Annotated in this window: 20 protein-coding genes and 1 tRNA gene; 7 read left to right on the top strand and 14 right to left on the bottom strand. The window is 60.6% G+C overall.

Features of this window, described 5'->3' with window-relative positions:
- The first annotated feature begins 177 nt into the window (after positions 1 to 177).
- The gene (locus OSH12_RS11940) at positions 178 to 516 is read left to right on the top strand and encodes a DUF2293 domain-containing protein (RefSeq protein WP_266343769.1); all 339 of its coding nucleotides are present in this window, start codon (positions 178 to 180) and stop codon (positions 514 to 516) included.
- Between the two features lie 102 nt (positions 517 to 618).
- A complete protein-coding gene (locus tag OSH12_RS11945) occupies positions 619 to 1,008 on the top strand; it encodes a hypothetical protein (protein ID WP_266343770.1) in 390 nt (129 codons plus the stop codon).
- A gap of 186 nt (positions 1,009 to 1,194) precedes the next feature.
- Here the strand turns inward: OSH12_RS11945 and OSH12_RS11950 are convergent, their stop codons facing one another.
- The 5 genes from OSH12_RS11950 to OSH12_RS11970 form a co-directional block, all read right to left on the bottom strand.
- Positions 1,195 to 3,282: an AIPR family protein gene (locus OSH12_RS11950; protein ID WP_266343771.1), complete on the bottom strand. Its 2,088-nt coding sequence runs from the start codon at positions 3,280 to 3,282 to the stop codon at positions 1,195 to 1,197.
- Complete coding sequence (locus OSH12_RS11955; protein ID WP_266343772.1) at positions 3,275 to 4,255, bottom strand: PD-(D/E)XK motif protein; 981 nt, start codon at positions 4,253 to 4,255, stop codon at positions 3,275 to 3,277. Before OSH12_RS11955 ends, OSH12_RS11950 begins: the two co-directional genes overlap by 8 nt.
- Positions 4,248 to 6,965, bottom strand: coding sequence for a Z1 domain-containing protein (locus tag OSH12_RS11960; protein WP_266343773.1), 2,718 nt, complete (start codon positions 6,963 to 6,965; stop codon positions 4,248 to 4,250). The genes OSH12_RS11955 and OSH12_RS11960 overlap by 8 nt, the downstream gene beginning before the upstream one ends.
- Positions 6,962 to 8,443, bottom strand: coding sequence for an ATP-binding protein (locus tag OSH12_RS11965; protein WP_266343774.1), 1,482 nt, complete (start codon positions 8,441 to 8,443; stop codon positions 6,962 to 6,964). Before OSH12_RS11965 ends, OSH12_RS11960 begins: the two co-directional genes overlap by 4 nt.
- Positions 8,444 to 8,633: 190 nt before the next feature.
- Positions 8,634 to 10,247: a DNA cytosine methyltransferase gene (locus OSH12_RS11970; protein WP_266343775.1), complete on the bottom strand. Its 1,614-nt coding sequence runs from the start codon at positions 10,245 to 10,247 to the stop codon at positions 8,634 to 8,636.
- On the opposite strand from OSH12_RS11970, the gene OSH12_RS11975 reads away from it, so the two are divergent.
- Positions 10,246 to 10,701 (top strand): very short patch repair endonuclease, encoded by a 456-nt coding sequence (locus tag OSH12_RS11975; RefSeq protein ID WP_266343776.1) that lies wholly within the window; start codon positions 10,246 to 10,248, stop codon positions 10,699 to 10,701. The genes OSH12_RS11970 and OSH12_RS11975 overlap by 2 nt on opposite strands.
- 1,215 nt (positions 10,702 to 11,916) lie before the next feature.
- Here the strand turns inward: OSH12_RS11975 and OSH12_RS11980 are convergent.
- Together OSH12_RS11980 and poxB are read right to left on the bottom strand one after the other, a co-directional pair.
- Positions 11,917 to 11,990 (bottom strand) — tRNA-Gln (locus OSH12_RS11980).
- Between the two features lie 244 nt (positions 11,991 to 12,234).
- Positions 12,235 to 13,983: a ubiquinone-dependent pyruvate dehydrogenase gene (gene poxB / locus OSH12_RS11985; protein ID WP_266343777.1), complete on the bottom strand. Its 1,749-nt coding sequence runs from the start codon at positions 13,981 to 13,983 to the stop codon at positions 12,235 to 12,237.
- 431 nt (positions 13,984 to 14,414) lie between these two features.
- Here poxB and OSH12_RS11990 point away from each other — a divergent pair, with 431 nt between their 5' ends.
- The 4 genes from OSH12_RS11990 to OSH12_RS12005 all read left to right on the top strand — a co-directional run bounded on the left by OSH12_RS11990 (position 14,415) and on the right by OSH12_RS12005 (position 18,462).
- Positions 14,415 to 15,518 carry an ABC transporter substrate-binding protein gene (locus tag OSH12_RS11990; RefSeq protein WP_266343778.1) on the top strand — a complete coding sequence of 368 codons (1,104 nt, stop codon included), beginning with the start codon at positions 14,415 to 14,417 and terminating at the stop codon, positions 15,516 to 15,518.
- Between the two features lie 189 nt (positions 15,519 to 15,707).
- Positions 15,708 to 16,592, top strand: coding sequence for an ABC transporter permease (locus OSH12_RS11995; RefSeq protein ID WP_266343779.1), 885 nt, complete (start codon positions 15,708 to 15,710; stop codon positions 16,590 to 16,592).
- A complete protein-coding gene (locus OSH12_RS12000; RefSeq protein ID WP_266343780.1) occupies positions 16,592 to 17,374 on the top strand; it encodes an ABC transporter permease in 783 nt (260 codons plus the stop codon). Before OSH12_RS11995 ends, OSH12_RS12000 begins: the two co-directional genes overlap by 1 nt.
- A 17-nt stretch (positions 17,375 to 17,391) precedes the next feature.
- Positions 17,392 to 18,462, top strand: a complete 1,071-nt coding sequence (locus OSH12_RS12005; RefSeq protein WP_266343781.1) for an ABC transporter ATP-binding protein — start codon at positions 17,392 to 17,394, stop codon at positions 18,460 to 18,462.
- 388 nt (positions 18,463 to 18,850) lie between these two features.
- On the opposite strand, the gene OSH12_RS12010 is transcribed toward OSH12_RS12005, so the two are convergent.
- The 7 genes from OSH12_RS12010 to OSH12_RS12040 all read right to left on the bottom strand — a co-directional run bounded on the left by OSH12_RS12010 (position 18,851) and on the right by OSH12_RS12040 (position 24,668).
- A complete protein-coding gene (locus tag OSH12_RS12010) occupies positions 18,851 to 19,267 on the bottom strand; it encodes a GFA family protein (protein WP_266343904.1) in 417 nt (138 codons plus the stop codon).
- Positions 19,268 to 19,289: 22 nt separating this feature from the next.
- Positions 19,290 to 19,754 carry an SRPBCC family protein gene (locus tag OSH12_RS12015; RefSeq protein ID WP_266343782.1) on the bottom strand — a complete coding sequence of 155 codons (465 nt, stop codon included), beginning with the start codon at positions 19,752 to 19,754 and terminating at the stop codon, positions 19,290 to 19,292.
- 1 nt (position 19,755) lies between these two features.
- Positions 19,756 to 20,070, bottom strand: coding sequence for an ArsR/SmtB family transcription factor (locus OSH12_RS12020; RefSeq protein ID WP_266343783.1), 315 nt, complete (start codon positions 20,068 to 20,070; stop codon positions 19,756 to 19,758).
- A 188-nt stretch (positions 20,071 to 20,258) separates the two neighbouring features.
- Positions 20,259 to 21,695, bottom strand: coding sequence for an aldehyde dehydrogenase family protein (locus OSH12_RS12025; protein ID WP_266343784.1), 1,437 nt, complete (start codon positions 21,693 to 21,695; stop codon positions 20,259 to 20,261).
- Positions 21,696 to 21,814: 119 nt separating this feature from the next.
- Positions 21,815 to 22,819: an AraD1 family protein gene (gene araD1 / locus OSH12_RS12030; RefSeq protein ID WP_266343785.1), complete on the bottom strand. Its 1,005-nt coding sequence runs from the start codon at positions 22,817 to 22,819 to the stop codon at positions 21,815 to 21,817.
- Between the two features lie 76 nt (positions 22,820 to 22,895).
- Complete coding sequence (locus OSH12_RS12035) at positions 22,896 to 23,612, bottom strand: FadR/GntR family transcriptional regulator (protein WP_266343786.1); 717 nt, start codon at positions 23,610 to 23,612, stop codon at positions 22,896 to 22,898.
- Between the two features lie 345 nt (positions 23,613 to 23,957).
- Positions 23,958 to 24,668, bottom strand: coding sequence for a glutathione S-transferase N-terminal domain-containing protein (locus tag OSH12_RS12040; protein WP_266343787.1), 711 nt, complete (start codon positions 24,666 to 24,668; stop codon positions 23,958 to 23,960).
- Positions 24,669 to 24,703: the final 35 nt, after the last annotated feature.

Below are 24,703 nucleotides of genomic sequence, written 5' to 3' on the forward strand. Positions count from 1 at the left end.
GCGAGAGGCTGCAAGCCGTATATATTTGCGAATGGGATCAAAGTGCTAATGGCCGCGGCGGACTAATATCGGATTCCGCGCGTCCTCTTGTCCACAAGATAATCACAAGTAAGCATTTGCTTACATCGGGTTCGATATGACTACTAGTGAGCTCACTCGTTAGCGAGGAGCCACGGCATGCCCAAATTCTCGAAGCAATCGGTCGCGGAGCACATAAGGACTCATCACCCTAGTTGCCCCGAATTCGCGATCGAGTTCTTCGCTGTCGAGATCGCCAAGAAGAGACGGCGAGGACCCACCCTAGGCAGGGAGGTCGGCATTGCGATGCAAAACTTCCTTCGCCACCATATGACGGACTACGATGGGCTGCTTCTCGAAGGCCTGGATCGCGATGAGGCTCGCCGCAGAGTGAAGCCGCGCATAGACGCGATGCTTTCGATCTGGCGAAGGAAACCATCTGCGTCCCCCTTAGGCTCATCAAACATCTCGAGACATCATCCGTCAGGAATTAAATAAATAGCCCCGCCTAGGCTCGGGCAATCCGGATCAACACCCACGATCGACCCATTAAATTATAAACGATACATAATTATACATTAATATAGGAGCGAAAATAAAATGCCACCAGAAAAGCATTCGCCAGTTTGTCGATACATTGAAGAATATGTAGAAAAATCAACCTACAGTCTTCAGGAGATTGCAATGCTGTGTGGATTTAAAGACTTAGATATTATTTATCGATTCTTAAGAGGCGAGCGGAGATTGCCACTGCACATAGTTGAGACTCTCGCAGAGGTTCTTGAGTGCAACCGAAGTCAACTTTTTATCCTCACCCTTAGGACATGGTTCGACGAAGATTTCCTTAGCCTGCTGGAAGAAAGCTTCGGTGCGGCTCGAGAGACAGAAGCGGAGCGCAGCTGGCTGGAGGCACTACGCGAGATTTATAAAGGCGACGTGCCGGAGATCACAGCAACGATGAGACGGCGGATCCGGATTCTGGCTGGCTAATCTAAACTCTGAGTAGAGGCGCGTCATATTCGCCAGCAATCGCGCCAGATTGGGCCCGGCACTTGATGGCGCGTAGCTGACACTAGGAGAGTCAAGTGTGGCGATCGCAGGCCGCGGTGAAGGTAGAAATTCAGACCGCTGATACGAGCTCGCCCCCCCCTGGCGCCGTCCGCGAGCAGAGCTGTTCTAGTCGGGAATATACTTCCCGAAATCGAAGCCAGCCTCCTGCATGCGCTGGACGAGATTCTTCATCGCATTGCGCTCAGGCAGAGCGAGGTTGATCTTTCCGCGGGCCAGTGTAGCAAGTGCTGCATTGGATTTGGGGCTGAGAAGGCGGCGGGTGCGCGCGAAATTCAATATCTCGCCAGCCGCCGAGGGGATCTGGAGGAGGAGGATGTCGAACTCGATGTCCTTGTCTGTGCGCTTGAGCCTACGAGCATCGGTCAAACCCTTACTCGCTTGCTCCTTAAGGAGGGTGAGGCCGTCTAGATCATCTGAGACCGAAAAATCTAGGACTCGTATCGCATCCCAGCAGATCTTCTGCTTGCAATATTCCCCGACGTTCTTGACCGTCCCTGGGGCTTCGCGCAGCGCGCGGGCAACTTGGGGAGCTATACCCATTAGAAGCTCCTCAAGTTCCAGTGAAAGCCCCTGCTCGTTCCAGACCCGCAGCAGATTGAGCTCGCGGCCATGCACCTTCTCCAGATGGTGGACCAGCCAAGCGATGCAATAGGTGACTGTCTGAGCCTTGTAAGCACGATCTTCCTTATACCAGTCGGCCTGGCCGACCCGCTTGTCGAGGCGGCGGAAGACGATGGCCTTGGCGACGAGTGCCTTGAAGTAGGTTTCGTTGAAGTCATCCTGCCGAGCCGTCCACGCATCGCCAACGCCTTCGGCGAATTCAAGAAAGAACTTGGTCTCCCCTCGACTGACAAGGAAGGGGAGCTGGCCGAAGGTCAGGGCGTATTTGGCGACCTCGGTCTTGTTGATGACCTGTTCCCGGGGGAATTCCACCTCGAACTTGCGCCTATCCCTCGCTTGGCCTGATGCCTGACCGTAGCGATACTGACCTCTTGCGCGCTCATAGAACCACTTGCTGCTAGCGAAGGAACCAGGCCTCGGCGGGGCCGGCAGGCGTCGAGAAAGCTTCTCCATCTCAACATGGAAGGGGTGATTGGAGAAGAAGTCAGCTTCACTGACCTTATTCTGCGTATTGGCAAATCGCGAGATGTCAGGGACAACTTCCTCGACGAGGTCGGGCTCGATCACCGAGAGCTTCATTTGGACAAAGACTTCGGAGAGATCGGTCGCCTTATTGTTGTCTTTGGCGTAGAGGATCGACGCGGTCGTCTGCCCGCCATTCACGATCTGGAGGTTGTCGATCGACGATATGCCCAGCCCGCCGCTCGCTAGGGGGACGGTCGTAATGCCCGAGGCGGTCGCGGTGATGCCGTTGTTGTAGGCGAAGAACATGCCGGGATAATTCTGGATCGTCTCGATGATGCCCTTGTTCACTTTTGTCTTTGCCTGGAGGAAGGAGCGGACATTCTGCTCCAGCAGCCTTGCCCCCCAGAGGCCGTAGATCTCGGCGAGCAATTCGCCCGGCAATGCTACAAGATAGGCCTCATAAGTGCCGCTACTGCCGTGCGCCGGAAGACAGGGCAAAGGACCCTTGTTGAGCGCCTCGACGTCGATCTCTATCGGTTCGGGGGCGCCGCGGGAACGCACGATCTGTGCGTAGCGGCGCAGATCGAGGATATTTCGAACGATGGGAATGCCGAGGATCTCGCCACTGGCCTCGGGCTGCGAGCGGGTGGCGAGGCGTGCGTTAGTCAACAGGACCATGCGGATGCGGCGGATCCTGAGCTTGTTCTCGAAGATCGGGAAGGCCGCCTGGAATGCCGGACTCTCCTCTTCGAGTGCGGCAACGAAGCTGGGTTCGACAGCCGTTTCGATGAACCGTTCGACCCGTTGGAAGTAGCCGTCGAGATCGCGCGCGTTGATCGTTTCGAGTTCACGTGACTGCCGGAAGTCACAGACTGCAAGGTGCAGCTCGTTCCGTTCGAAATCGAACGCGACACCGTCGACCTGGAAACCGCCACGAGCCTCGCGCGCAACCGGCGTATGGACGAGATCGGTACAATCGCCATTTTCCGCTGCGACGCGGGCGAAGATCGAGAAGAAGGCGGCAGGCGAGAGTTCGCCTGTTGCCTCGACCTCTAGGTCGAGTTCTTCCCAGAAATTGGCAAGGTCCTCCGCAAGCTCCTCACTCATCGACAAGCGCTTCCAGAGTTTTGGTCACATCAACCTTAAACGGCAGACAGGCATCTACCCGGAGACGGTACCGCACCTTTTCGATACCTGGTGGCAACATCGATGGGACGATTCGCGGAAACGCCTCCTCGACAGTGTACATGTCCTGCCTGACAAGCATCCAGACGGGCTCGTCATAGGCAGCGAGTGGCGCATAGCCTGCGGCAAGGAGCCCAGCATCGAAGGTGTCAGCTGCGTCAGGCGATGACGCCAAGACTATGCGGCGAAGGTCCGCGGCAAGCCCGTTGAGCGAGAACGCCGTAGCCATGTGTAGCGCGGCCGGGCCGAGCAACTGATGAACGATGACTACGGCACCGGAGACGGTGTCGAGCTGGTTCTCGGAGGATATGTGAAGGGCTGCATCTGCCGTAGACAGCTGTGTCTTTACCTCGAAAATCGTACTGCCTACGACGAAGTCCTGCTCGTCGCCATACGGGCCACGCCACATTGCCACGGCGATTGCGGGGTCCACGCGCAGGCAAAGGCAGTCGCGCAGAAACAGAAGTTCACCGGCGAGACCGATGATGCGCTCGAAGGAGAGCCGTTCGCGTCGATTGCGGAAGAGTTCGCGCCAGCGAACCAGCCGCGCGATGGCGATACAGACGCCCGTCTGGCTGTCACCGCGCGTGAGCCCACTCGTGGCTGCAAGCAGATCTTTGCACAACGCGAGGAAGATATCGCGATCGGCTTCGTCGATAAGCAACAGGACGAGACGTCCTATCGCGGCATCACGGGCGAAGTTGACAATCTGCAGCCCGGCGAGTTCGGGAAACTGGGGGCAGGAAGTGGTGATCTCATAGTCGAGCGCCAGAAGACACCGGCTCGAATGATCGCGGCCCCACCAGAATTCGAGAGGGTGTTCGGCGCTCACGCGGCGCAGGTTGTCAGTGCCTGCCTGCAGGCTTGCAGCAATGTCGGACCAGGGATCAGACATTGCCGGCCTCCACTGCCTCTTGATCGTCATCCGGCTCGGCCATCATGTCGAGCTGTACGACATAGACCTTGTTGACTTGGTATGTCCTTGGCACGGCACGAATAGCAGTCGTTGGCAACGCAAAGCTGAGCGACACGACAGGATCGACGAGCTTCAGCGTTGCCTTGGCCCCCTCAGTATTGGTCGCGATTCCATTCGTGCGGAAAGCATGGATCAAGAGCAGCGGTCGCTTACGATGCCGACAGAAGGCGCTGTCACCTCGCTCGCCATCCGGATCCTCCCTTTCTGCAGTGGCTGCGGCGAGTTCTTCTTGCGCCATTCCGAACTTGACATCGCCGGGGTCGGCAATCCGATTCTTCATGCCAGTGACGCGGAAGATGCTCGCTCCCTCCGATTCTACATCGACGACCATCCCGGCGTGCCTGCGACGCATGGGAAAGGGAATTCCGAACAGCGGAGGTGTCTCGGAAACACCGCTTTGCAGATGCGGGATAGCGACGTCCCATACCTCGAGATCGGCTTTGAGGCGGTCGGAAATGTAGTCACCTAGCAGCGATCTACGCCCATTGACACGCTTGAGGTCGCCATGGGCATCAGCAAACTGGAACCGGTCAAGCAATGCCAAGACCTGCGTGCCGTTTGCAGTCCAGAGGACATGCCCTTCTTTTAGCTCTCGGCTGCCGAGGGCAGCCAGGAAGTCACCAACCGCAGCGCAATTCTCGGCATTGACTTCGCTATCATTGAAGAGAGCGTACCCCTCGATGTGGCGACCCGCATAGCTCTGCGCAATTGTCATTTTTTTGGCGGTCCGCATCTTGCTGGCAGCCGTTATACGGATGGCAGTCGGGCTTTCGCGAACGCGGAGGCCGAAGTCCGCCGGTGTGAGGCCGTTGAGTTGCATCCTCTTCACTTCGGAGCGCAGTTCCTCGATGGCTTCGTTCACCTGTTCATAGTGCTCCAGCGAGACCTTCGGCAGGTAGACACGGCAGAGATCCTCGTATCCGTTTCGATACCCAAACCAGCGCGCCATTTGCATGAGCGTGTCCGAAGCTGCGGTATTACGCAGGATATAGGACACAGTGAGATCCTCGAGCGTCAGGCCACGCGACAGGGCCAGTCCACCAATGGCGATGACGCGCAGACCGGTGGAGCGGTGCCGAGCATAATCGAGCGTGCCGCCACGCATGTTAACCGTCAGCATGACGGTTCCCTTCAGCGCATCGTCGAGGATCGGCAAGACATCGCCAAATCCGTGGCCGCTTTCGGAGAATTCCTTCTCGAAGGTTGCACCAAGATCCCCGATGAGGGAATCTCGGACATCTTGTAGTGGTAGGCCGCCATTTGCGGTCAACGCATTCCGAATTGCTTCCAAATAGGCATAGACGAGGCCGAGGACTGTTTCTTGGACGTCATTGAAGCGGCTGACGTTGATCATCATCGAGCAGTGCTGATGCTCGTGCCCCCTAAGGTATCGAAGACCGCGCGTCAGACACCAAACCCGAACTGCCTCTTTCAGCGAATCGGGCAGCGTACCAATCAGATGGTTTCGCTTGTGAGCAAGCGGCAACGTATTCTGATAGTCGCCGATGTTCCGAACAGTAGTGGCTCGAAGATCACCTTTAGGAGCGAAGATCTTGCTCGCCCCTACATAATTCGATGGAGGATCGAGGGCCTTAATGAAATGCCTCGGAAACAGATCATCTCCGAGCATCTCGCTTTCGTTATCGGGGTCGATGAAAATATTGGCGAAGGGAGTAGCTGTATAGCCAATATATGTAGATCTATAGAATTTATGAAGTATCTTACGGATGTAGCCGTTGATTACCGTGGTCTTTTTGGGGTCTTTGCTCGTATTGATCGAGGCATTGTCCGCCTCGTCGTCGATGAGGAGCATCGGGTAGCTCATCCGGCCGCCACCTTGCTGCGTTTCCAGCCAGTCAAACAGCGTCTCGAGTGTTCGGCTGTTTTTCTTGGTCACGAATATTATGGGTTCATTGTGGGCCTCTAAGCTGAAGAAGACTCCGGCTGCATCCTCGGTAAAATCGCGGTCGCGGGAGGTGCCATAGGCTGGCGTACGCTTCTTCGTCGCATAGTTCTGAAGCGGCAGACCTTCGATCACGGCCGCATTGAAGACCGATTTTCGGCCGATGAACGTGTCGTCGATGCGCTCTTGCGTCTGGGACCGAAGCGAATTGGTGATGCCGGCGAGCAGGATTATGACCTTGTAACCGGCATCTGCAGCCTTGCAGATCAGCGCCGAATAGTTGGTGGTCTTGCCAGACTGCACGTGACCCATGACCATTCCTCGACGCTTCCACTCGCCTTCTGCTACAGGATTACCGCAGTAGTCGAGGATCTCGTCTGTAACGGTATCGAGAGTGGCTACTACCTGCGGGGGAAGACGGTTGCCTTCCATGTAGTAGCGCCGTAGGCGGTCCCAGTAATACCAGTCGACGTCTTGGCGACGCTTGTTCAGCCATGGCTTGTATTCGGCGCGAACAGCAGCTCCGCGCTTCTGGGTTGTCGTGAAGCTTTCCTCAAGCTCACGAACGAGAGTGTCGCGTTCGTCGGGCGCCAGGAGAAACGGCGAACCCTCGACTTCCTCCGCAATGGCTTCCTTTGGAATCGCAGCCCCGACAGACATCTCCAGCTGGAATCTGCCAGCGATCTTCAGCCGCAGATAAGCCCGTTCGGCATCGAGATTTCTCAATTGATCCAGCCCTTTGCTTGGAGGTGGCTTTCGACGAGAGCCCAGCTCTGCGCGAAAGGCTCGGTTCGGCGCAGTTCCTTAGTGAGCTTGTCCATCAGGCCGCCCGCCTCGAGCAGCATCGGCGGCAACGCGATCTCGAGTTGCTCGATGATCGTCCTGGGATCCGAACTGATCTGGTTCACCTTGGAGGCGTCGGCTCCAAGATCCTGCCCGAGGTTGTGAACCGGCATCGACTGCTCGATCGTCTGTAGCGCGGCCTGCATTAGCGATAGCGAAGGCTTTTCGGTATCGAGGAGCGTTTTGATCACGGGATGATGTCGATTGATGAGATAGCGGATTTCGCCATCGCGGACATGGCGGTTCCAGACCGAAATCTTGCAACCCGTTGCCACTTTCGCGCCTTTTGAGCGGATAACCTTTGCTGACTTACCGCGGATTGATCCTACGATCTGCTGAAGACGATAGCGAAGGGCCGCAGGAAGTTGAGCATCGGACTTGTCGACTGAGACCTTCCACATCGAATCTAGGCTGTTCGGCACATCAATGGCGATGCGAACGAGCTGCGAAAGCTCGCCATGCTTGACGAGGCCGAACCAAGTCCCCTTTATAATAAGACGATGCTGTCGATAGACGTAGAAGCCTTGGTTGCGGAGCAACCCCTCGACACCGGATAGGCGGTCATAGTCCGCAAGAGCAAGTTTCGAGTAATGCGGAAGGATGTACGGCCGAATGCGGATTCGGGCGGACTTTCCCTGACGGATTTCCTCGCTGCCGAGCATTTGAGTAGCAAGGTTACTGGCGTAGAAAGGGTCATAGGGCTCGATCGGCGTGCCGTTGACGAAGATGGATAGTCGACGCCCGCGAACCTCACCGGAGAGGAAGCGATGGAAGGTGAGAGACAGCTGGTTTCGCGCTTGAACGATCAGCCGGTTGAAATCTTGCTCCGTGAGGGACCCCTCTTCGGACAGCCTGTCGCACTTGTTCCAGATTATCTGCGTTCCATCGCGATCCTGAAGGTGAGGATCAATGAGCTTCTCGATCTCGCGACCTGAAAGGATGCCCATCTTCCACTTGTCGATATCATCGAGGTCCCAAATCGCCGCAGACAGCTTGCCGTTCCTTCGCGTGATAACCGTCAGCTTCTTGCACTGCGAGAAGGAGGCCGACTTCATTCCCCAACCGAAACGGCCGAGATCATCAGGGGAGCGTTGTGAAAGTGGATTGGTCGAGGCGGGTCGCATCGCTACTTCGAGTTCGGTGGCAGCCATGCCGTGCCCGTCATCGACAATGCGGACGATGGGGTCCACATTCGAGTAGAGACAATAGACACGTACGGTACGGGCTTTCGCCGTGATCGAATTGTCGATCAAATCTGCGAGCGCACTCGATAGATCGTAATTGCCGAAACTCCGAGCCGATGTCATCAGGGACGCGGCGTCCGGTGGATTTGTTAAGAATTTCAATTCCCGCTGCCCCATCACCTCCCGCACAGCAAGAGCATAGCGGGAAGCAACACTTCTGCGCCCTCCCCCCCCGGGCGAGCCTTATCTCCACCCTGGATCGAATTCGTGTCCGCAGTCAAGAATGCGGAGTGGCGACAGCCTCGCCTATCTGTCAGGCCGGCAGCGGCAGGATAGAAGGGCGGCTGAGATCATCGAATGTTGTCCGCTAGCGGCCGGCGCGGGTCAGTGACAACCAGACCAGACGCGCAATTTGCCTAGCGAGAAACGGAGGCACGGCGTTGCCAACTTGGACGTACTGCTGGGTACGATTGCCGAGGAAAAAATAGTCGTCCGGGAAGGTCTGTAGCCTTGCGGCTTCACGCACGGTCAGGCTGCGACACTGAACCGGATCGGGATGGATAAAATAATGACCGTCCTTCGAGATGTGGCTCGTCACGGTCGTCGAGGGCGCGTGGGCCAACTGGACGCGAAATCGGTCGGCGAAGATCCCGCTGTGCCAGTTGCGATGATCGGGGCTCAATGCCAACGGATAATCAGTGGCCTTCGGACTGTAGCCACGCACCTTCCCGAACACCGCCGCAAACATGTAGCGCCCGAGGTCTGACGCCATGTGTCCGCGGGTTTCATTCTGCGCGATGGCACGAAGTTCGGGGCGATCGATCCACCGACTCAGATCGTCATTCGCGGAGCCGTAGCCAACCGGCAGTGCAGATGACGCTCGTTCACAAGGCAGGACTTCTTGCCAACGTCGAGCGATATCCCCAAACGCTTCGCGAAGCTTCTCATCGTTCGTTCCACGATAAATCTCAGCAAGTTGGCTCGCTGCATCCACGACTGCGCTACGCCAATTCTCTGCGCTGTCGTTGCCTCGGCTCAAACCACTGCGAAGAGCTGGAAGTCCCCCAATCACTTCATCCACCGTGCGCATGGCTGCCGAAACGGCGATGCTTGTGCCTGCTGCAGCCGACGCAAGGTCCGACCTGATGCCCACGATGATCACCCTGTGTCGGCGCTGAGGGACGCCGAACTCCTCGGCCCGCACGATGAAGTCCGATGGCTGCTGCGCTTCTGCGAGGCTGGCCCTTCCATTCTCGACCCGGATTGCCCGTAGTTCGTACATATGGCCGTGACCGGAGCCAAGCGAGGACAGATCTTCCAGCAGCATCTCGAAGACAAGCCGACTCTCCACTGTCGAAGAGAGTATCCCCTTGACGTTCTCCATCACGAAGGCAGCGGGCCGAAGCCGGTCAAGAACGCGGATATACTCGCGAAAGAGGTAGTGCCGTTCGTCTTCTTCCGGAACGTAGCCGATCTTTCCTTTCGACCTCGCCCGGCCGACGAGCGAATACGCCTGACACGGCGGCCCGCCAATCAGAATCGTGTCGTCAAAGTCGCGGCGCAGTTGCGCGATTGAAGAGTCGATCGCCTCGGCTGCGGCGTCAGTCCCGAGTTCCAAGCAGTGCGCCTCGTTGATAGCCCCCTGCCAGGCTTCAGCATCGACCGCAACCCAATCCGGCTCGGGGATCAGCCCTGCGTGGAAATTGATGAATTGCTCCGGCAAGATATGGTGGCGCGCCCGATACTCCCGCAGAAATGCGCGCAGCGTCAGTGTCCGATGTGCCGATGCCTCCTTCTCGACCGAAATGCCGATCCGGAACGGCGAATGCCCTTCCTCGGCGAGGGAGGCAAAGCCTTCGCCCAGCCCGCCTGGACCGGCAAAAAGATCGACGACGCCAAACGTAGATGGCAAATCAGGCTCCTGACGCATTTCACACAGACCGTGTACACTAGGTTCGGTAGTGAAGACCAGGATGCTCATGACGGATATCGTCGACAAGCAGACCCGTTCCCGAATGATGGCAGGGATCAAGGGGCGGGACACGAAACCCGAACTGGCGCTCCGTCGGGCACTACATGCGCGAGGCTTCCGCTATCGACTGCATGCCAAGAACGTCCCAGGACGGCCAGACCTCGTCTTGTCGAAGTTCAGCGCGGCGGTCTTTGTGCACGGATGCTTCTGGCATCGCCATGCGGGATGCCGCTACGCCACGACGCCGGCGTCGCGCACCGATTTCTGGCAGTCCAAGTTTGAAGCAAATATCGCGCGGGACGCCCGCGTACACGAAGCGCTGATCCACTCCGGATGGCGCGTGGCAACCGTATGGGAGTGTGCCCTACGCTCGAACGACCGTTTGACAGCGGCGGCAGATTGTCTTGCAACCTGGCTTGGTTCAGACGGCACGGAACTCGAAATCGGCGACAAGGACACCTAGCCGTCAGAGTGGATTCAGCGCCGCGGCCGTGCTGAGAATATCACCTCTTGAACGCACGCTCGTCACACGCAGCCCCGAATATCATCCGTCCTTCTGAAATCGACTGCGGCGGCTGAGGGCGGGCTTGGCGAAGGCTCCACTAGGCTAGCGCAGCGACAACCTAAACACCTGCCAGCAAGCCCCCTGACTCGGCAATCAATATGTCGCACAGAGATACTGAAGTTGTGCGCTCCAGATCCCAACAACTGGCCAGGCAAACAGCCCGTCCGACAACGGCGTAGACTGACATCTCGACGCCGAGCTGACTCACTGCCAGGGAGAGCTCGGGCGAGCGCACTTGATTGCCACCTCACTGCCCGTGGAGAGAGCCTTCCTTGAGAACCTCACAGGAACACTAAGTCCGGCGACACACCGGAGAAACACAGGTGCCCACGGCGAACATTAAGCCGCCCAGAAGGCGGCATCGACCGGCCCAAGGATGCGCTGGTCGGGCTCGCTATCAGCACGAGGCTGGAGCTCTATCCGAACTCCACATTCGAACGTCTGCCCGGCGACGGCCATTTCACTTGGAGTTCGGGCAGTGGACACACGATACCGACGATGACCCTACTCTGACTCGCGCCCAAAGCATATCCTCAAGCTAAGGCTTTGGCCAACTCGACTGGACCAACCCCTTCGTCAACAGAAGGGGGAGGCGAAGGGACACCGCGCCCGTAGCAACGATCGATTTCTACGATTGACACGCTTATAAATGGCGGAATTCTACGGTTTCTAGGTTCCAGCTGGGGCGGGAGGATACGATGCGCGCTCTCCGCCGCGGGGATCACCCAAGCCTCATCAAGGTCTTCCTCGGTCGACGGCTCCATACGGAAGCGCTCGACTGCCTCGATCAGGGTCGCAAATCCAGCAGTTTCGCATCTTCCACCCAGCCACGGTGGCTATGCCCGCCCAGCGCGTAGCCTCAAGGAGACATCGATCATGGCGGGGGCACCGAAAACCTGCCTGGGCGGCACCATTAGCGAATTTCTTTGCTAGCGGGTGAAACAGAAGCCGGCAGGCAAGCCTGACGCGGAAGCGCGCGGAAAACCGCGCCACTCACTAAGACGCCCCTTGTTGCTGACGTGGTTTTCCACAGCTCCGCGAGCTAACAAAAGGTGCTAATGAGCCCTGCTAACGCGGAAAGTTAAGTGCTTGATTTAGCTGCTAAAAGCGGAGTGGCTGGGGAACCTGGATTCGAACCAAGACTAACGGAGTCAGAGTCCGTCGTTCTACCGTTAAACTATTCCCCAACTAAGCCGTTGATCTCTCTCACCATTCTTGCCGATCTTTCGATCCGCCCGGGAGACGTTTCCAACTGGCCGCGCCGTGGGTGTGGAGATAGGCGGTTTCGCCGGCTCGGTCAAGCGCCCTGTTCCGGCAATCCACAGCCCCACCGGAAATCCACAACCCACTTCGTGGCAGGACCTTGCATCGCCTCCGCCTCACCACGCCGCCGCCGCCAGCCTCCCCGCCCCTTCTCCCTGGAACGGCCCGTCAGAACAGCCCGCGAAACAGACCCGCATTCGTCTTGCCCAGCTCCAGAATCTCGTCGCCGCGACCGCTGATGACCGCCTTCGCCATGTAGAGGGTGAAGCCCTTCATCTGCTCAAGCGTGATCTTCGGCGGCATGGAGAGTTCCGTCCGCGCCGTGACCGCGTCCAGCACGGCCGGGCCCGGATGCGCCAGCACGTCGCGTACACCGTTTTCCAGCTCGCCCGGATCGGTGACGCGGACGCCGTGCAGGCCGATGGCGCGCGCCATCGCGGCGAAGTCGGGATTGTCGAGCGCGACGCCGGTGTCGATGAAGCCGGCGGCCTTCATCTCCATCTCGACAAAACCGAGCGTGCCGTTGTTGATGATGATCACCTTCACCGGCAGCTTGAGCTGCCGCAGGCTGAGCAGTTCGCCCATCAGCATCGCCAGCCCGCCATCGCCGGACAGGGTCACGACCTGGCGTCCGGGAAAGGCAGCTTGCGCGCCGATCGCCTGCGGCAGCGCATTGGCCATCGAGCCGTGGTTGAACGAACCGATCAGCCGCCGCCTGCCATTCATCCGCAGATAGCGCGCCGCCCAGACGGTGGGTGTGCCGACATCGCAGGCGAACACCGCGTCCTCGCTGGCGAGTTCGCTGACGACGCGGGCGACATGCTGGGGATGCAGGATGCCGCTGCCCGGCTCGCCGGTGCTGAGATCGTCGAGCTTCTTGCGCGCCTCGGCATAATCCTCGCGCGCCGCCTTCAGGAAATCGCCGTTGCGATCGGCGGAAAGCAGCGGCAGCAGCGTGTCGAGCGTCATCGCCACATCGCCGACCAGGCCGATGTCGATGGCGGTACGACGGCCCAGATTTTCCGGCCGAAGATCGATCTGCGCGACCTTCGCCTTGGCCGGATAGAACTGGCGGTAGGGGAAATCGGTGCCGAGCATCAGCAGCATGTCGCAGCCCATCATGGCGTCGTAGCCGGAGGAGAAGCCGATCAGGCCGGTCATGCCGACATCATAGGGATTGTCGTATTCGACGACTTCCTTGCCGCCGAGCGCATGCACGATCGGCGCCTTCAGCATCTCGGCCAGCCGGACCAGCTGCGAATGCGCGCCCCGGCAGCCTCGCCCGGCGAGGATCGTGACCTTGCCCGCCGCATTGAGCATGGAGGCGAGCTTCTTCAGGCTTTCGGCGTCGGGAACGATCGAGGCCGGCAGCGGCAGCAGCGCCACGCTGGACCGCGCCAGTTGCCCGCCGGCCGCCTGCAGCGCGACATCGCCGGGGATCGCCACCACCGAGACGCCGCGATGCCCGACCGCCGCGCGAATGGCGGTATCCAGCGTGCGCGGCATCTGGTCGGGCGCGGAAATCGTCTCGCAATAGACGCTGCATTCCCGGAACAGCGCCTCCGGCCGGGTCTCCTGGAAATAGTTGGAGCCGATCTCGGCGCTCGGGATCTGCGCGGCAATGGCAAGCACCGGAACCCGCGTGCGATTGCAATCATAGAGGCCGTTGATCAGGTGCAGGTTGCCGGGACCACAGGAGCCGGCGCAGACGGCAAGCTTGCCGGTCAATTGCGCTTCGGCCCCGGCGGCGAAGGCGGCGGCTTCCTCATTGCGCATATGCACCCATTCGATCTTGCCGCGCCGCCGCAGGCTGTCGGTGATGCCGTTCAGGCTGTCGCCGACGACACCGTAGATCCGTTCAACCCCGGCAAGGTGAAGGGTGTCGGCGAACAGGTCGGCGATCGTCGGGCTCGGCATCGCTTGGCTCCATCGGTTCAAGGCGCGCGTCATGCGGACGTCCGTCCACATCCTGGCCTCAGGATCGCCATTTGCGCCGCCCGCTTCAACCACCTGATTCGGAATGGGTCCGTGACGCCGAATGCGACGCTCGGGTTGCATCACCGGGACGCTGCACGAGGCGGCTTACCAGTTTCAGGCGGCTGCGCTAAGCTTGGCTTGGCCGGGGCCCGCCCTGCGACCGCGGCCACAGGGGAACTCATGCATTCGAATTCGCTCGAATCGCGCCAAACCTTTGCAAAACAGGCGAAAAGCCAAGTGGCGCCTCGACTCCGAGCGACATCCAAGCTTCAAGAATGCGTGCTAGCGTTGAAAGTAGACGGCTTATCATCAGGCCGGCCAGGGGGCCGCGCCGGGGCAACTGGGCGAAACTTCGCCGAGGGAGAAGAAGCATGAAGACGAACTGGATGCGGATGTCGGTATCCGCGCTCGCCATCTGCGCGACGACCGGCGTGGCCTTCGGCCAGAGCATGGACGAACTGATCGCGGCCGCCAAGAAGGAAGGCCAGCTCACCACCATCGCGCTGCCGCATGACTGGTGCGGCTATGGCGCCCTGATCGAAGGCTTCAAGGCGAAGTACGGCATCGCCGTCAACGAACTCAATCCGGACGCCGGCTCGGGCGACGAGATCGAGGCGATCAAGGCCAACAAGGGCAATACCGGCCCGCAGGCTCCCGACGTGATCGACGTCGGCCTCTCCTTCGGCCCGTCGGCCAAGGCCGAAGGCCTGCTGCAGCCCTACAAGGTCGCGACCTGGGACACGATCCCGGACGCCGCCAAGGATGCCGATGGCTATTGGTACGGCGACTATTACGGCGTGCTGTCGTTCCTGGTGAACACCGACATCGTCAAGAATGTGCCCCAGGATTGGTCGGACCTGCTCTCCGACGATCTCGCCAATTCGGTGGCGCTGGCCGGCGACCCGCGCGTTGCCAACCAGGCGATCCAGGGCGTATTCGCCGCCGGCCTTTCCGGCTCGAAGGGCGACATTGCCAAGGCGGGCGAAGAAGGCCTCAAGTTCTTCGCCGAGCTGAACAAGAAGGGCAATTTCGTCCCCGTCATCGGCAAGTCGGCGTCGCTGGCCCAGGGCTCGACCCCGGTCATCATCGCCTGGGACTATAACGCCCTCAGCTGGCGCGATATTCTCAAGGGCAACCCGGCCGCCGAAGTCGTCGTGCCGAAGACGGGCGTCGTCGCCGGCGTCTATGTCCAGGCGATCAGCGCCTTCGCGCCGCATCCGAACGCCGCCAAGCTGTGGATGGAATATCTCTATTCCGACGAAGGCCAGCTCGGTTGGCTGAAGGGCTATTGCCACCCGATCCGCTTCGACGATCTCGCCAAGAACGGCAAGATCCCGGCCGATCTGCTCGCCAAGCTGCCGCCGGCTGAATCCTATGCCAAGGCGGTGTTCCCGACCGTCGAGCAGCAGAATGCTTCGAAGGAAGTGATCAGCAAGCAGTGGGATTCGGTTGTCGGCGCGGAAGTCGCCAAGTAATCGCAAGACCACGGCCCAACCGGGCTGACGCGAGTCGGAAGAGCCTGGTCTTGACCAGGCTCTTTTTTAATCCCTTTGCCGGCTATGTCCGCAGGCTTGGCCAGCCGGCTTTATTTCTGCCCTGCCCTTGCCTCTTGTTGGGTGCGCCAGCATCCTGCACTCTGGAACAGCGGTCACCACAGGTAGCTTATGGCTCAAACGACAGTCGAGATCGCCCCTTCAAAGCCGCGCGCCTTGCCGCTGACCTGGCTCGGCGTCGTGCCTTTCATGATCTTCGCGCTGATGTTCCTGATCCTGCCGGCGGGCTATCTGATCATCGGCGCGTTCCAGACGCCGGATGGCAGCTTCACGCTGCAGAACATCGCCAATCTGAACCAGCCCACCATCATCAAGGCCTATCGGCTGAGCATTGCGATCAGCGCGGCCTCCGCCTTTGGCGGCGCCCTGCTCGGCTTCCTGCTCGCCTATGCGGTCGTGCTCGGCAATCTGCCGCGCTGGATCCGGCCGACGATGATGACCTTTTCCGGCGTCGCCTCGAATTTTGCCGGTGTGCCGCTCGCGTTCGCCTTTCTGGCGACGCTGGGGCGCTCGGGCCTGGTGACGGCGCTGATCACCAGCATTTTCGGCATCAACATCTATCGCTATGGCTTCAACCTGCTGAGCTTTGCAGGCCTCACCATCACCTATCTGTATTTCCAGATCCCGCTGATGATCCTGATCATGACGCCGGCGATCGATGGGTTGAAGCGCGAATGGCGCGAGGCCTCGGCCATCCTTGGCGCCTCGACCTGGCAATACTGGCGGATGATCGCCTTCCCGATCCTGTGGCCGAGCCTGCTTGGCTCGTTCCTGCTGCTGTTCGCCAATGCCTTCGGCGCCATCGCCACGGCCTATGCGCTGACCGGCTCGTCGCTCAACATCATCACCATCCTGCTGTTCGCGCAGATCCGTGGCGACGTGCTGCATGACCCGCATCTGGGCTATGCGCTGGCGCTCGGCATGATCCTGATTACCGGCCTGTCGAACGGCGCCTATATCTGGCTCCGATCGCGTAGCGAGAGGTGGGTACGATAATGCGCGCCCGTATCGGTCCCTGGATCGCGATCATTGTCGGCATGATCTATTTTCTCGTGCCGCTGATCGCGACCTTCGAATTCTCGCTGCGCATGAAGCGGGGCGAATATTCCTTCGAAGCGTATCGCATCGTGCTCGGCGATCCGAACTTCCAGGCGAGCTTCACCTATTCGGCGCTGATCGCGGTCGCCGCCATCATCTTCGGCGTGCTGCTGGTGGTGCCGACCGCCTATGTCGTGCAATTGAAGCTGCCGCGCCTGCGTCCGCTGGTCGAGTTCATCACGCTGCTTCCGCTGGTCATCCCGGCCATCGTGCTCGTGTTCGGCTATCTCAGGATGTACAATTCCTCATCCTGGATCCCGCTGACCAATTCCGTGCGCGGCACCGACTTCCTGCTGACCTGCGCCTATGTCACGCTCGCCCTGCCCTACATGTACCGGGCGGTGGATACGGGTTTACGCGCCATTGATGTCCGCACGCTGACGGAGGCCGCCCAGAGCCTCGGCAGCTCCTGGCCGCGCATTTTGTTCCAGGTGATCCTGCCGAACGTCCGGGTCGCAGTCCTCTCGGGCGCGTTCCTGACCTTTGCGATCGTCATCGGCGAATTCACCATGGCCAGCCTTCTGAACCGGCCGGCTTTCGGCCCCTATCTGCAGCTGATCGGCGCCAACCGCGCTTATGAGCCGGCAGCGCTTGCCATCATCGCCTTCATCATCACCTGGGCCTGCATGGGCCTGATCCAGCTTTTCGGCGGCGGACGCCAGAACGCGGCGCGCCGCTGAAATTGGGACAACCAAGCATGGCATTCCTGACGCTCGAAAGCCTGACCAAGACTTTTGGCAACCAGACGACGATCCATGGCATCGATCTGGCCGTCGAGCGGGGCGAGTTCATCTCGTTCCTGGGGCCGAGCGGCTGTGGCAAGACGACGACGCTGCGCATGATCGCCGGCTTCGAGACGCCGACCAGCGGCACGATCAAGATCGACGGCAAGGACGTCACCGATCTGCGCCCCAACCAGCGCAATATCGGCATGGTGTTCCAGGCCTATGCGCTGTTCCCGAACATGACCGTCGCCGACAACATCGCCTTCGGCCTCAAGGTAGCGAAGAAGTCATCGGCCGAGATCACGAAGCGGGTCAAGGAGATGCTGGAGCTGATCAAGCTGCCGGACGTCGGCGCCCGCTATCCCTACCAGCTCTCCGGCGGCCAGCAGCAGCGCGTGGCGCTGGCGCGTGCACTCGCCATCCAGCCGAAGATCCTGCTGCTGGACGAGCCGCTCTCCGCCCTCGACGCCAAGATCCGCATCTCGCTGCGCGAGGAAATCCGCGCGGTGCAGCGCGCGCTCGGCATCACGACAATCTACGTCACTCACGACCAGGAGGAAGCGCTCTCCATGTCGGACCGGATCTGCGTCATGAATGACGGCCGGATCGAGCAGCTGGGCACGCCCTTCGAGATCTACAATTATCCAACCACCCGCTTCGTCGCGTCCTTCGTCGGCACGCTCAACATCCTGAACGGCCAGGTGCTGGATTCGACCTCGGGCCGGCTCGGCATCGACGACCAGGAGATCTTCACGGCGCGAGAACTCGGCGGTGCCAGCACCGGCGACACGCTCTCCCTCGCGCTTCGCCCGGAGGCGCTGTCGATCGGCCATGCCAATGGCGGCAGCAACAATCTGAACGGCACCATCGACGAGGTGCATTTCCTCGGCTCGGTCGTCCGCATCCGCGTCCGCTTCGGCTCCAACATCGTCTCGCTCGACACTTTCAACCGCCCGCACAGCGCCCCGCCGGAGCGCGGCCAGCCGGTGACGGTCAACTTTACGCGGGAAGACATCCTGGTGCTGGATCGCCCGGCGATCTAGGACCGAGACCAATGGATGCGCGGTGCTGGCCTGCCGTGAGGCGGCGGGCGAGCGACTGCCCAAAGCCTCCGGGGCCTTCGCCCAAACATCTGAGCGTTCCAGCCTATCCCCCTGCACCGCCATCATCCTGAGGTGCTTCGCGCAGCGAAGCCTCGAAGGAGGCTCCAGCGGAGCCCTCCGATTTTATGGCAGGCACGGTAGAGCCTTGCCTGAACCCTCCTTCGAGGCCCGGCTTTGCCGGGCGCCTCAGGATGATGGTCGAGGTTTGGCAACGGCAGCGTGGGGGCTTGGTGCCGTGCTGCCACAACCGTAGCCGATCCCCCTCTCCCGCTTGCGGGAGAGGGTTGGGGTGAGGGTCTTGCTTAGCCGCAAGAATGAGCAACCCGCCCTACCCGCTCGGCATTCCTTCGAACCGCGGCAGCGCGGGGTCCAGCCTGTCCCAGGGTTGGGCGCGGGCGCCGTAGGTGACGATCTGCGGATGGAACCGCGCCGGCTCGTCGAGGCTTGCCGCATGGACCGCGATCAGATCCGGCATGGCGACGAAGGTCAAATAGACCGGCGTCCCGCAGGTCGGGCAGAAGGCATGGACCTTCAGATTGCCGCTGTCGCCGGCGACCTGCCACTCGCTCGCCTCGCCGGTGATCGTCATTTCGGAGCGCTGGCCGAACGTCAGGTAGGAGCTGTGTCCCGTGCCGCTGCGCTGCTGGCAGTGGCGGCACTGGCAGTGCAGCTCGACAATCGGTTCGCTGCTGGTTTCATAGCGGATCGCGCCGCACGCGCACCCGCCCGTATAAGACGTCGTCATCATCACGCTCCAATGCGAGGGATCAGGCCGCTTTCGGCTTGGCGAAAACGTCAATCGCGCGGCCGGTTTCCAGGAAGGACTTCAGGCTGGAAAGGACGACAGGCCAGCCCTGCGTGATGCCCTTCTCCATGCCACTGCCGGCTTCGAGTTCGTCATGGCTGACGGTCAGCCGAACCATGTCCTCATATTCCTCGATCGCGAAGGTCACCCGGCTGTAGCTTGCCGGATCGGCGGCCCGAGCCGGATCCGCCCAGCTGATCACGAGGCGGGTCGGCGGCGAGATCTCGAGGACCTTGCCGACCAGATCGACCCTGCGCTCGTCATTGGCGCGGACATGCTGCCAGTCCGAACCGGGCTTCCAGTCCGAGACGTTCTCGTGGCCCCAGTAGCGTCTAGCGATTTCCGGTTTGATGATCGCCTCGAACACCTTTTCCGGCGTCGAGACAATATAGGTCACATACACGAAGCTCGTCGTCTGTCTGGCCATGTCACTCTCCCTCGAGTTCTTTCTTCAGATCATGCAGCAGGCTGAGCCGCTGCCTCTCGAACTTGCGCACCCATCGCTCGTAGACCTCGTGCAGCGGCACCGGATTGATGAAGTGCAGCTTCTCCCGGCCGCGCCGAACCGTGCTCACCAGATTGGCCGCTTCCAGAATTCCAAGGTGCTGGGTGGCGGATTGCCGGGTCATGTCGAGGTGCTCGCAAAGCTGGCCGAGCGTCTGCCCGTTCTGTTCGCAAAGAAGGTCAAGCAGCCTCCTGCGGGTCGGGTCGCCCAGTGCTTTGAAAACATCGTCGGCCTGCATCGATCTCACTCATCTGGAAGAACAGAATATGCAGGTAAATACCTGCATGTCAAATGACGGTAGCCCAGTCGGCATTCATTGCTGTTCCGGGTAACGGTGCGCTAACGGCCCGCTAACGCGTAAACCCCTCTCCGAAACGAAAACGGGCGCCCGAAGGCGCCCGTTCCGAAGTCATTGGCGACAGCCGATTACGGCTGCGTGTAGGACGTCTTGACCGTCGTGAAGAACTCGGCGGCGTACTTGCCCTGCTCGCGCGGGCCGTAGCTCGAAGCCTTCCGGCCACCGAACGGCACGTGGTAGTCGACGCCTGCCGTCGGCAGGTTGACCATCACCATGCCGGCCTCGGCATTGCGGCGGAAGTGGCTGGCATGCTTCAGGCTGGTCGTGACGATGCCGGAGGCAAGGCCGAACGGCGTGTCGTTGGCGACAGCCAGAGCTTCCTCGTAGTCCTTGACCTTGATCACGCTGGCGACCGGGCCGAAGACTTCTTCCTTGTTGATGCGCATGTCCGGCGTCGTGCCGGTGAACAGCGCCGGCTGCAGGAAGAAGCCGGGGTTCTCGCGCTCGATGCGATCGCCGCCGACGACGAGCGTACCGCCCTCATCCTTGGCGATCTGGATGTACTTCAGGTCCTGATCGAGCTGGCTCTGGTCAACGACCGGGCCGATATGCGTGCCCTGCTTGATCGAGTCGTCGACGACGAGATCCTTGATGCGGGCTGCCAGCGCCTCGACGAACTTGTCGTGGATCTGCTCGGTGACGATCAGGCGCGACGAAGCCGTGCAACGCTGGCCGGTCGAGAAGAAAGCGCTGTTTGCCGTGGTTTCGACGGCAACCTTGAGGTCCGCGTCGTCCAGGACGATGGTCGGGTTCTTGCCGCCCATCTCGAGCTGGAACTTGCGCATCACCTGGATCGAGGCTTCGGCGACCTTCTTGCCGGTGCCGACCGAGCCGGTGAACGAAACGGCGTTGACCTTCGGCGACTCGAGGATCACCTGGCCGACGACCGAACCGCGGCCCATGACCAGGTTGACCACGCCCTTGGGCAGGCCGTTGCGAACCAGGATGTCGACGATGGTCCAGGCGCAGCCCGGAACCAGGTCGGCAGGCTTCAGCACGACGGTGTTGCCGTAAGCGATGGCCGGAGCCAGCTTCCAGGCCGGAATCGCGATCGGGAAGTTCCACGGCGTGATCAGGCCGACGACGCCGACCGGCTCGCGGGTGACGGTGACTTCGATGCCCGGACGAACGCTCGGCAGGATCTCGCCGGCCATGCGCAGGGTTTCGCCAGCGAAGAAGTGGAAGATCTGCGCAGCGCGGGCGGTCTCGCCGATAGCCTCGGGAAGGGTCTTGCCCTCCTCGCGAGCCAGCAGGCGGCCGATCTCTTCCTTGCGGGCAAGGATCTCGTCGCCAGTCGCCTTCAGGATGTCGTGGCGCTGCTGGATACCCGAGAGCGACCAGGTCTTGAACGCATCGGTAGCCGCATCGATGGCAGCCTTGGCGTCCGCAGCGGTACCCTGCGCGTATTCGCCGACCACTTCGTTCGTGTTGGACGGGTTGATGTTGGGACGTGCGTCGCCGCCAACCCACTCGCCGCCAATGTAATTCTTGTGGAGTTCGCTCATCAGATCATCCTTGAACGTCGTGAAACGGATTCGCCCGGACAAGGCCGGGCGATGGGGAGCTTTGGAGGAAGGCTCGGAGTTACTCCCTTGTAACCCTCAAGCCCCCCAATGGCCAAGCCTCAAAGCTGGGTGACAGACACCTTCTCCTCGGGAGCAAAGGCGAGCGGGTTCGTCAGTGGCAGGCCGAACGTGTCGGACTGGATGTCGAAAACGTCGCCGGCTTCCGTCTTGATTCCGAAGGCCACGCTCAGCGTAGCGGTGCCATAGGTGTGGACATGCACCTGGCCGGGACGACGGAAGAAGTCGTACTTGAAGTGGTGATATTCAAGATTGGCAAGCGTGTGCGACATGTTCGCCTCGCCCGACAGGAAGGGCTCATCGAAGATCACCTTGTCGTCGCGCAGGATGCGCGAACGGCCGCGAACGTCGTCCGGCAGCGCGCCGACCAGCAGTTCCGGGCCAAGCGAGCAAGGACGCAGCTTCGAATGGGCGAGGTAGAGGTAGTTCACCCGCTCCATGATGTGGTCGGAGAACTCGTTCGCCATGGCGAAGCCGATCCGGTAGGGCTGGCCATTGTCGCCGACAATGTAGATGCCGGCGACTTCCGGCTCCTCGCCGCCGTCCTGCGCGAAGGACGGAGCGGTCAGCGGCTGGCCGGGACCGACGAGCAGCGCGCCATCGCCCTTGTAGAACCACTCCGGCTGGACGCCATGCTGGCCAACCGCCGGCTTGCCGTTCTCGAGACCCATGCGGAACATCTTCATCGAGTCGGTGAGGACTTCTTCCTCGTCCGGCGTCTTGTGCATCGCATCGCGAGCCGAGGCGGAGCCGAGATGCGTCAGGCCGGTACCCGTGATCAGCAGATGCGCCGGATCCTCATGGTCGATCGGCGTCAGCACGTGGCCGGATGCCAGCAGCGCCGCGCGGTCGACTTCCTCGGTGACGCCGACGGAAGCTGCCTCGACGATGGATTCGATGCCAGACTTAGCGGCGATGGCGGCCTGCGCCAGCGCATAGACGGTGGCATAGCCCGGCACGATATAGGACCGCTCGCCGGCGCCGTTCGGCACCGTGGCGACGACAGCGCGCGCGCCGTTCTCGGTCTTGATCTGCATCAGTCTCATCGTTTCTCTCCTGTTGTCCCAAGCGGCCGTCTTCGCGTGAGCCTGCGGCCTGTTCCGTGATGCTGGTATGAAAGGTCTATCCGACGCGGATCTCGCCGGCGGCGCCCGCGTTGCGGCCCACCCAAATAGAATCGAACACGTTGCCCTTCGCATTGCGCAGCAGCCTGCGCATCGCGAGGAACGCCTCTTCCGAATTGCGGTCGCGAATAGCCTCGTAGACGTCGCGATGCTGAAGCACGGCGTCGTCGCCCATGACAGTCCGCCAGCCGAGCGAAAAGCTGATGATCAACCCCGACTCGATCAAGCCGCCGACCGATCGAAGCATCGGATTGTGCGAGGCTTCCAAGACGGTCATGTGAAAGGCGAGATCGGCGCGGATCTGCTCGACGCTGCCGCGATCGCGGTTCTTGATGCCATCGAGCGCCCGGCTCAGCAGCTCGATCTCCTCAAGCGTGGCGCGCTCGGCCGCCCGGGACGCCGCCGCGGGCTCGATAATCTCGCGCATCTCGAAGAGGGAGTGAATGAATTCGTCGCTCGGGCGCTGATCGATCTGCCAATGCAGGACATCGGCATCCAGCATGTTCCAATCGACGCGCGGGCGTACTTTGGTACCGATCTTTGGCCGCGATACGGTCAGCCCCTTGGCGGAAAGCAGACGGATTGCCTCGCGCACGGCTGTCCGCGATACGCCGAACTCTTCCTGAACTTTCGGCTCAGTCGGCAAGGTGTCGCCAGGATTGTAGACACCGGAAACAATCCTGCGGCCGAGCTCGGCCGCGACCTTGTCGGACAAACTCCCGCTGCGCTCCTTGCCTGTTGGCCGGAGCTGTCGTGTCTTATCCTGGGTGCCACGCATCGCCCGGCCCCTTCCCTGATGCCTGCCCTCAGCCTCGGCCAGCACTCGCAGGGGAATGCCGATCCAATCTCGCTATCATAGTATGTTTGATCGGACCGATTTTCAACTTGAATACCGGAAGCCTGTATCGCTCGGCAGGGATCGTAACCGACCGCGGACCTTTCGTCATATGCTTGGAAGCAAAGGTCCTTTTCCAGCCAGCAAGCCGGCTTTGACGAAAACAGAGCGGGCTCGCCAACCTCGATCGAGGGATGACGAGCCCGATATTCGCATTTTGAAGAATCAGCGAGCGCGCTGATTGAAGAGGATCTTCTGTGCTTCCTTGTCGTCCGCCAGGCTGACGGGGGCGACAGGCGCCTTGACCGCCATGCCGCGCTCGACGCCGGGCCGCGCGTTCATCCGGTCGATCCAGCGCTTCACGCTCGGAAACTCCGTCGTGTCAAACTGCTGGGTTTCCCATCCGGCCGCCCAGCCGAAGATTGCCATGTCAGCGATCGAATAGTCGCCGGCGACGAAATCGCGGTCGGCAAGACGACGATCGAGCACGCCATAGAGGCGATGCGTCTCGTCCTGGTAGCGCTTGGTGGCGTAGGGAATGCGCTCGGGCGCATAGACCGAGAAATGATTGCGCTGGCCAAGCATTGGGCCAAAGCCGCCCATCTGCCACATCAGCCATTCCTCAACCTCAACGCGGGCACGCTCATCAGCTGCGGGATAGAACTTGCCGAATTTGCGGGCGAGGTAGAGCAGGATCGCGCCCGACTCGAACACCGAGATCGGCTTGCCGTCCGGGCCTTCCGGATCGACGATTGCCGGCATCTTGTTGTTCGGCGAAATGGCGAGGAATTCTGGCTTGAACTGGTCGCCCTTGCCGATATTGACGTAGTGGAGGCTGTAGGGAACGCCCAGCTCCTCCAGCATGATGGTGATCTTCTTGCCGTTCGGAGTCGGCCAGTAATGCAGCTCGATCGGCTGCGTCTGCTTCACGGTCATGGGAAACCTTTGGCTTTGGCTAGGGCTGGATCGAT

It is taken from the genome of Kaistia terrae (assembly GCF_026344005.1).
In the GTDB taxonomy this organism is placed as follows: domain Bacteria; phylum Pseudomonadota; class Alphaproteobacteria; order Rhizobiales; family Kaistiaceae; genus Kaistia; species Kaistia terrae.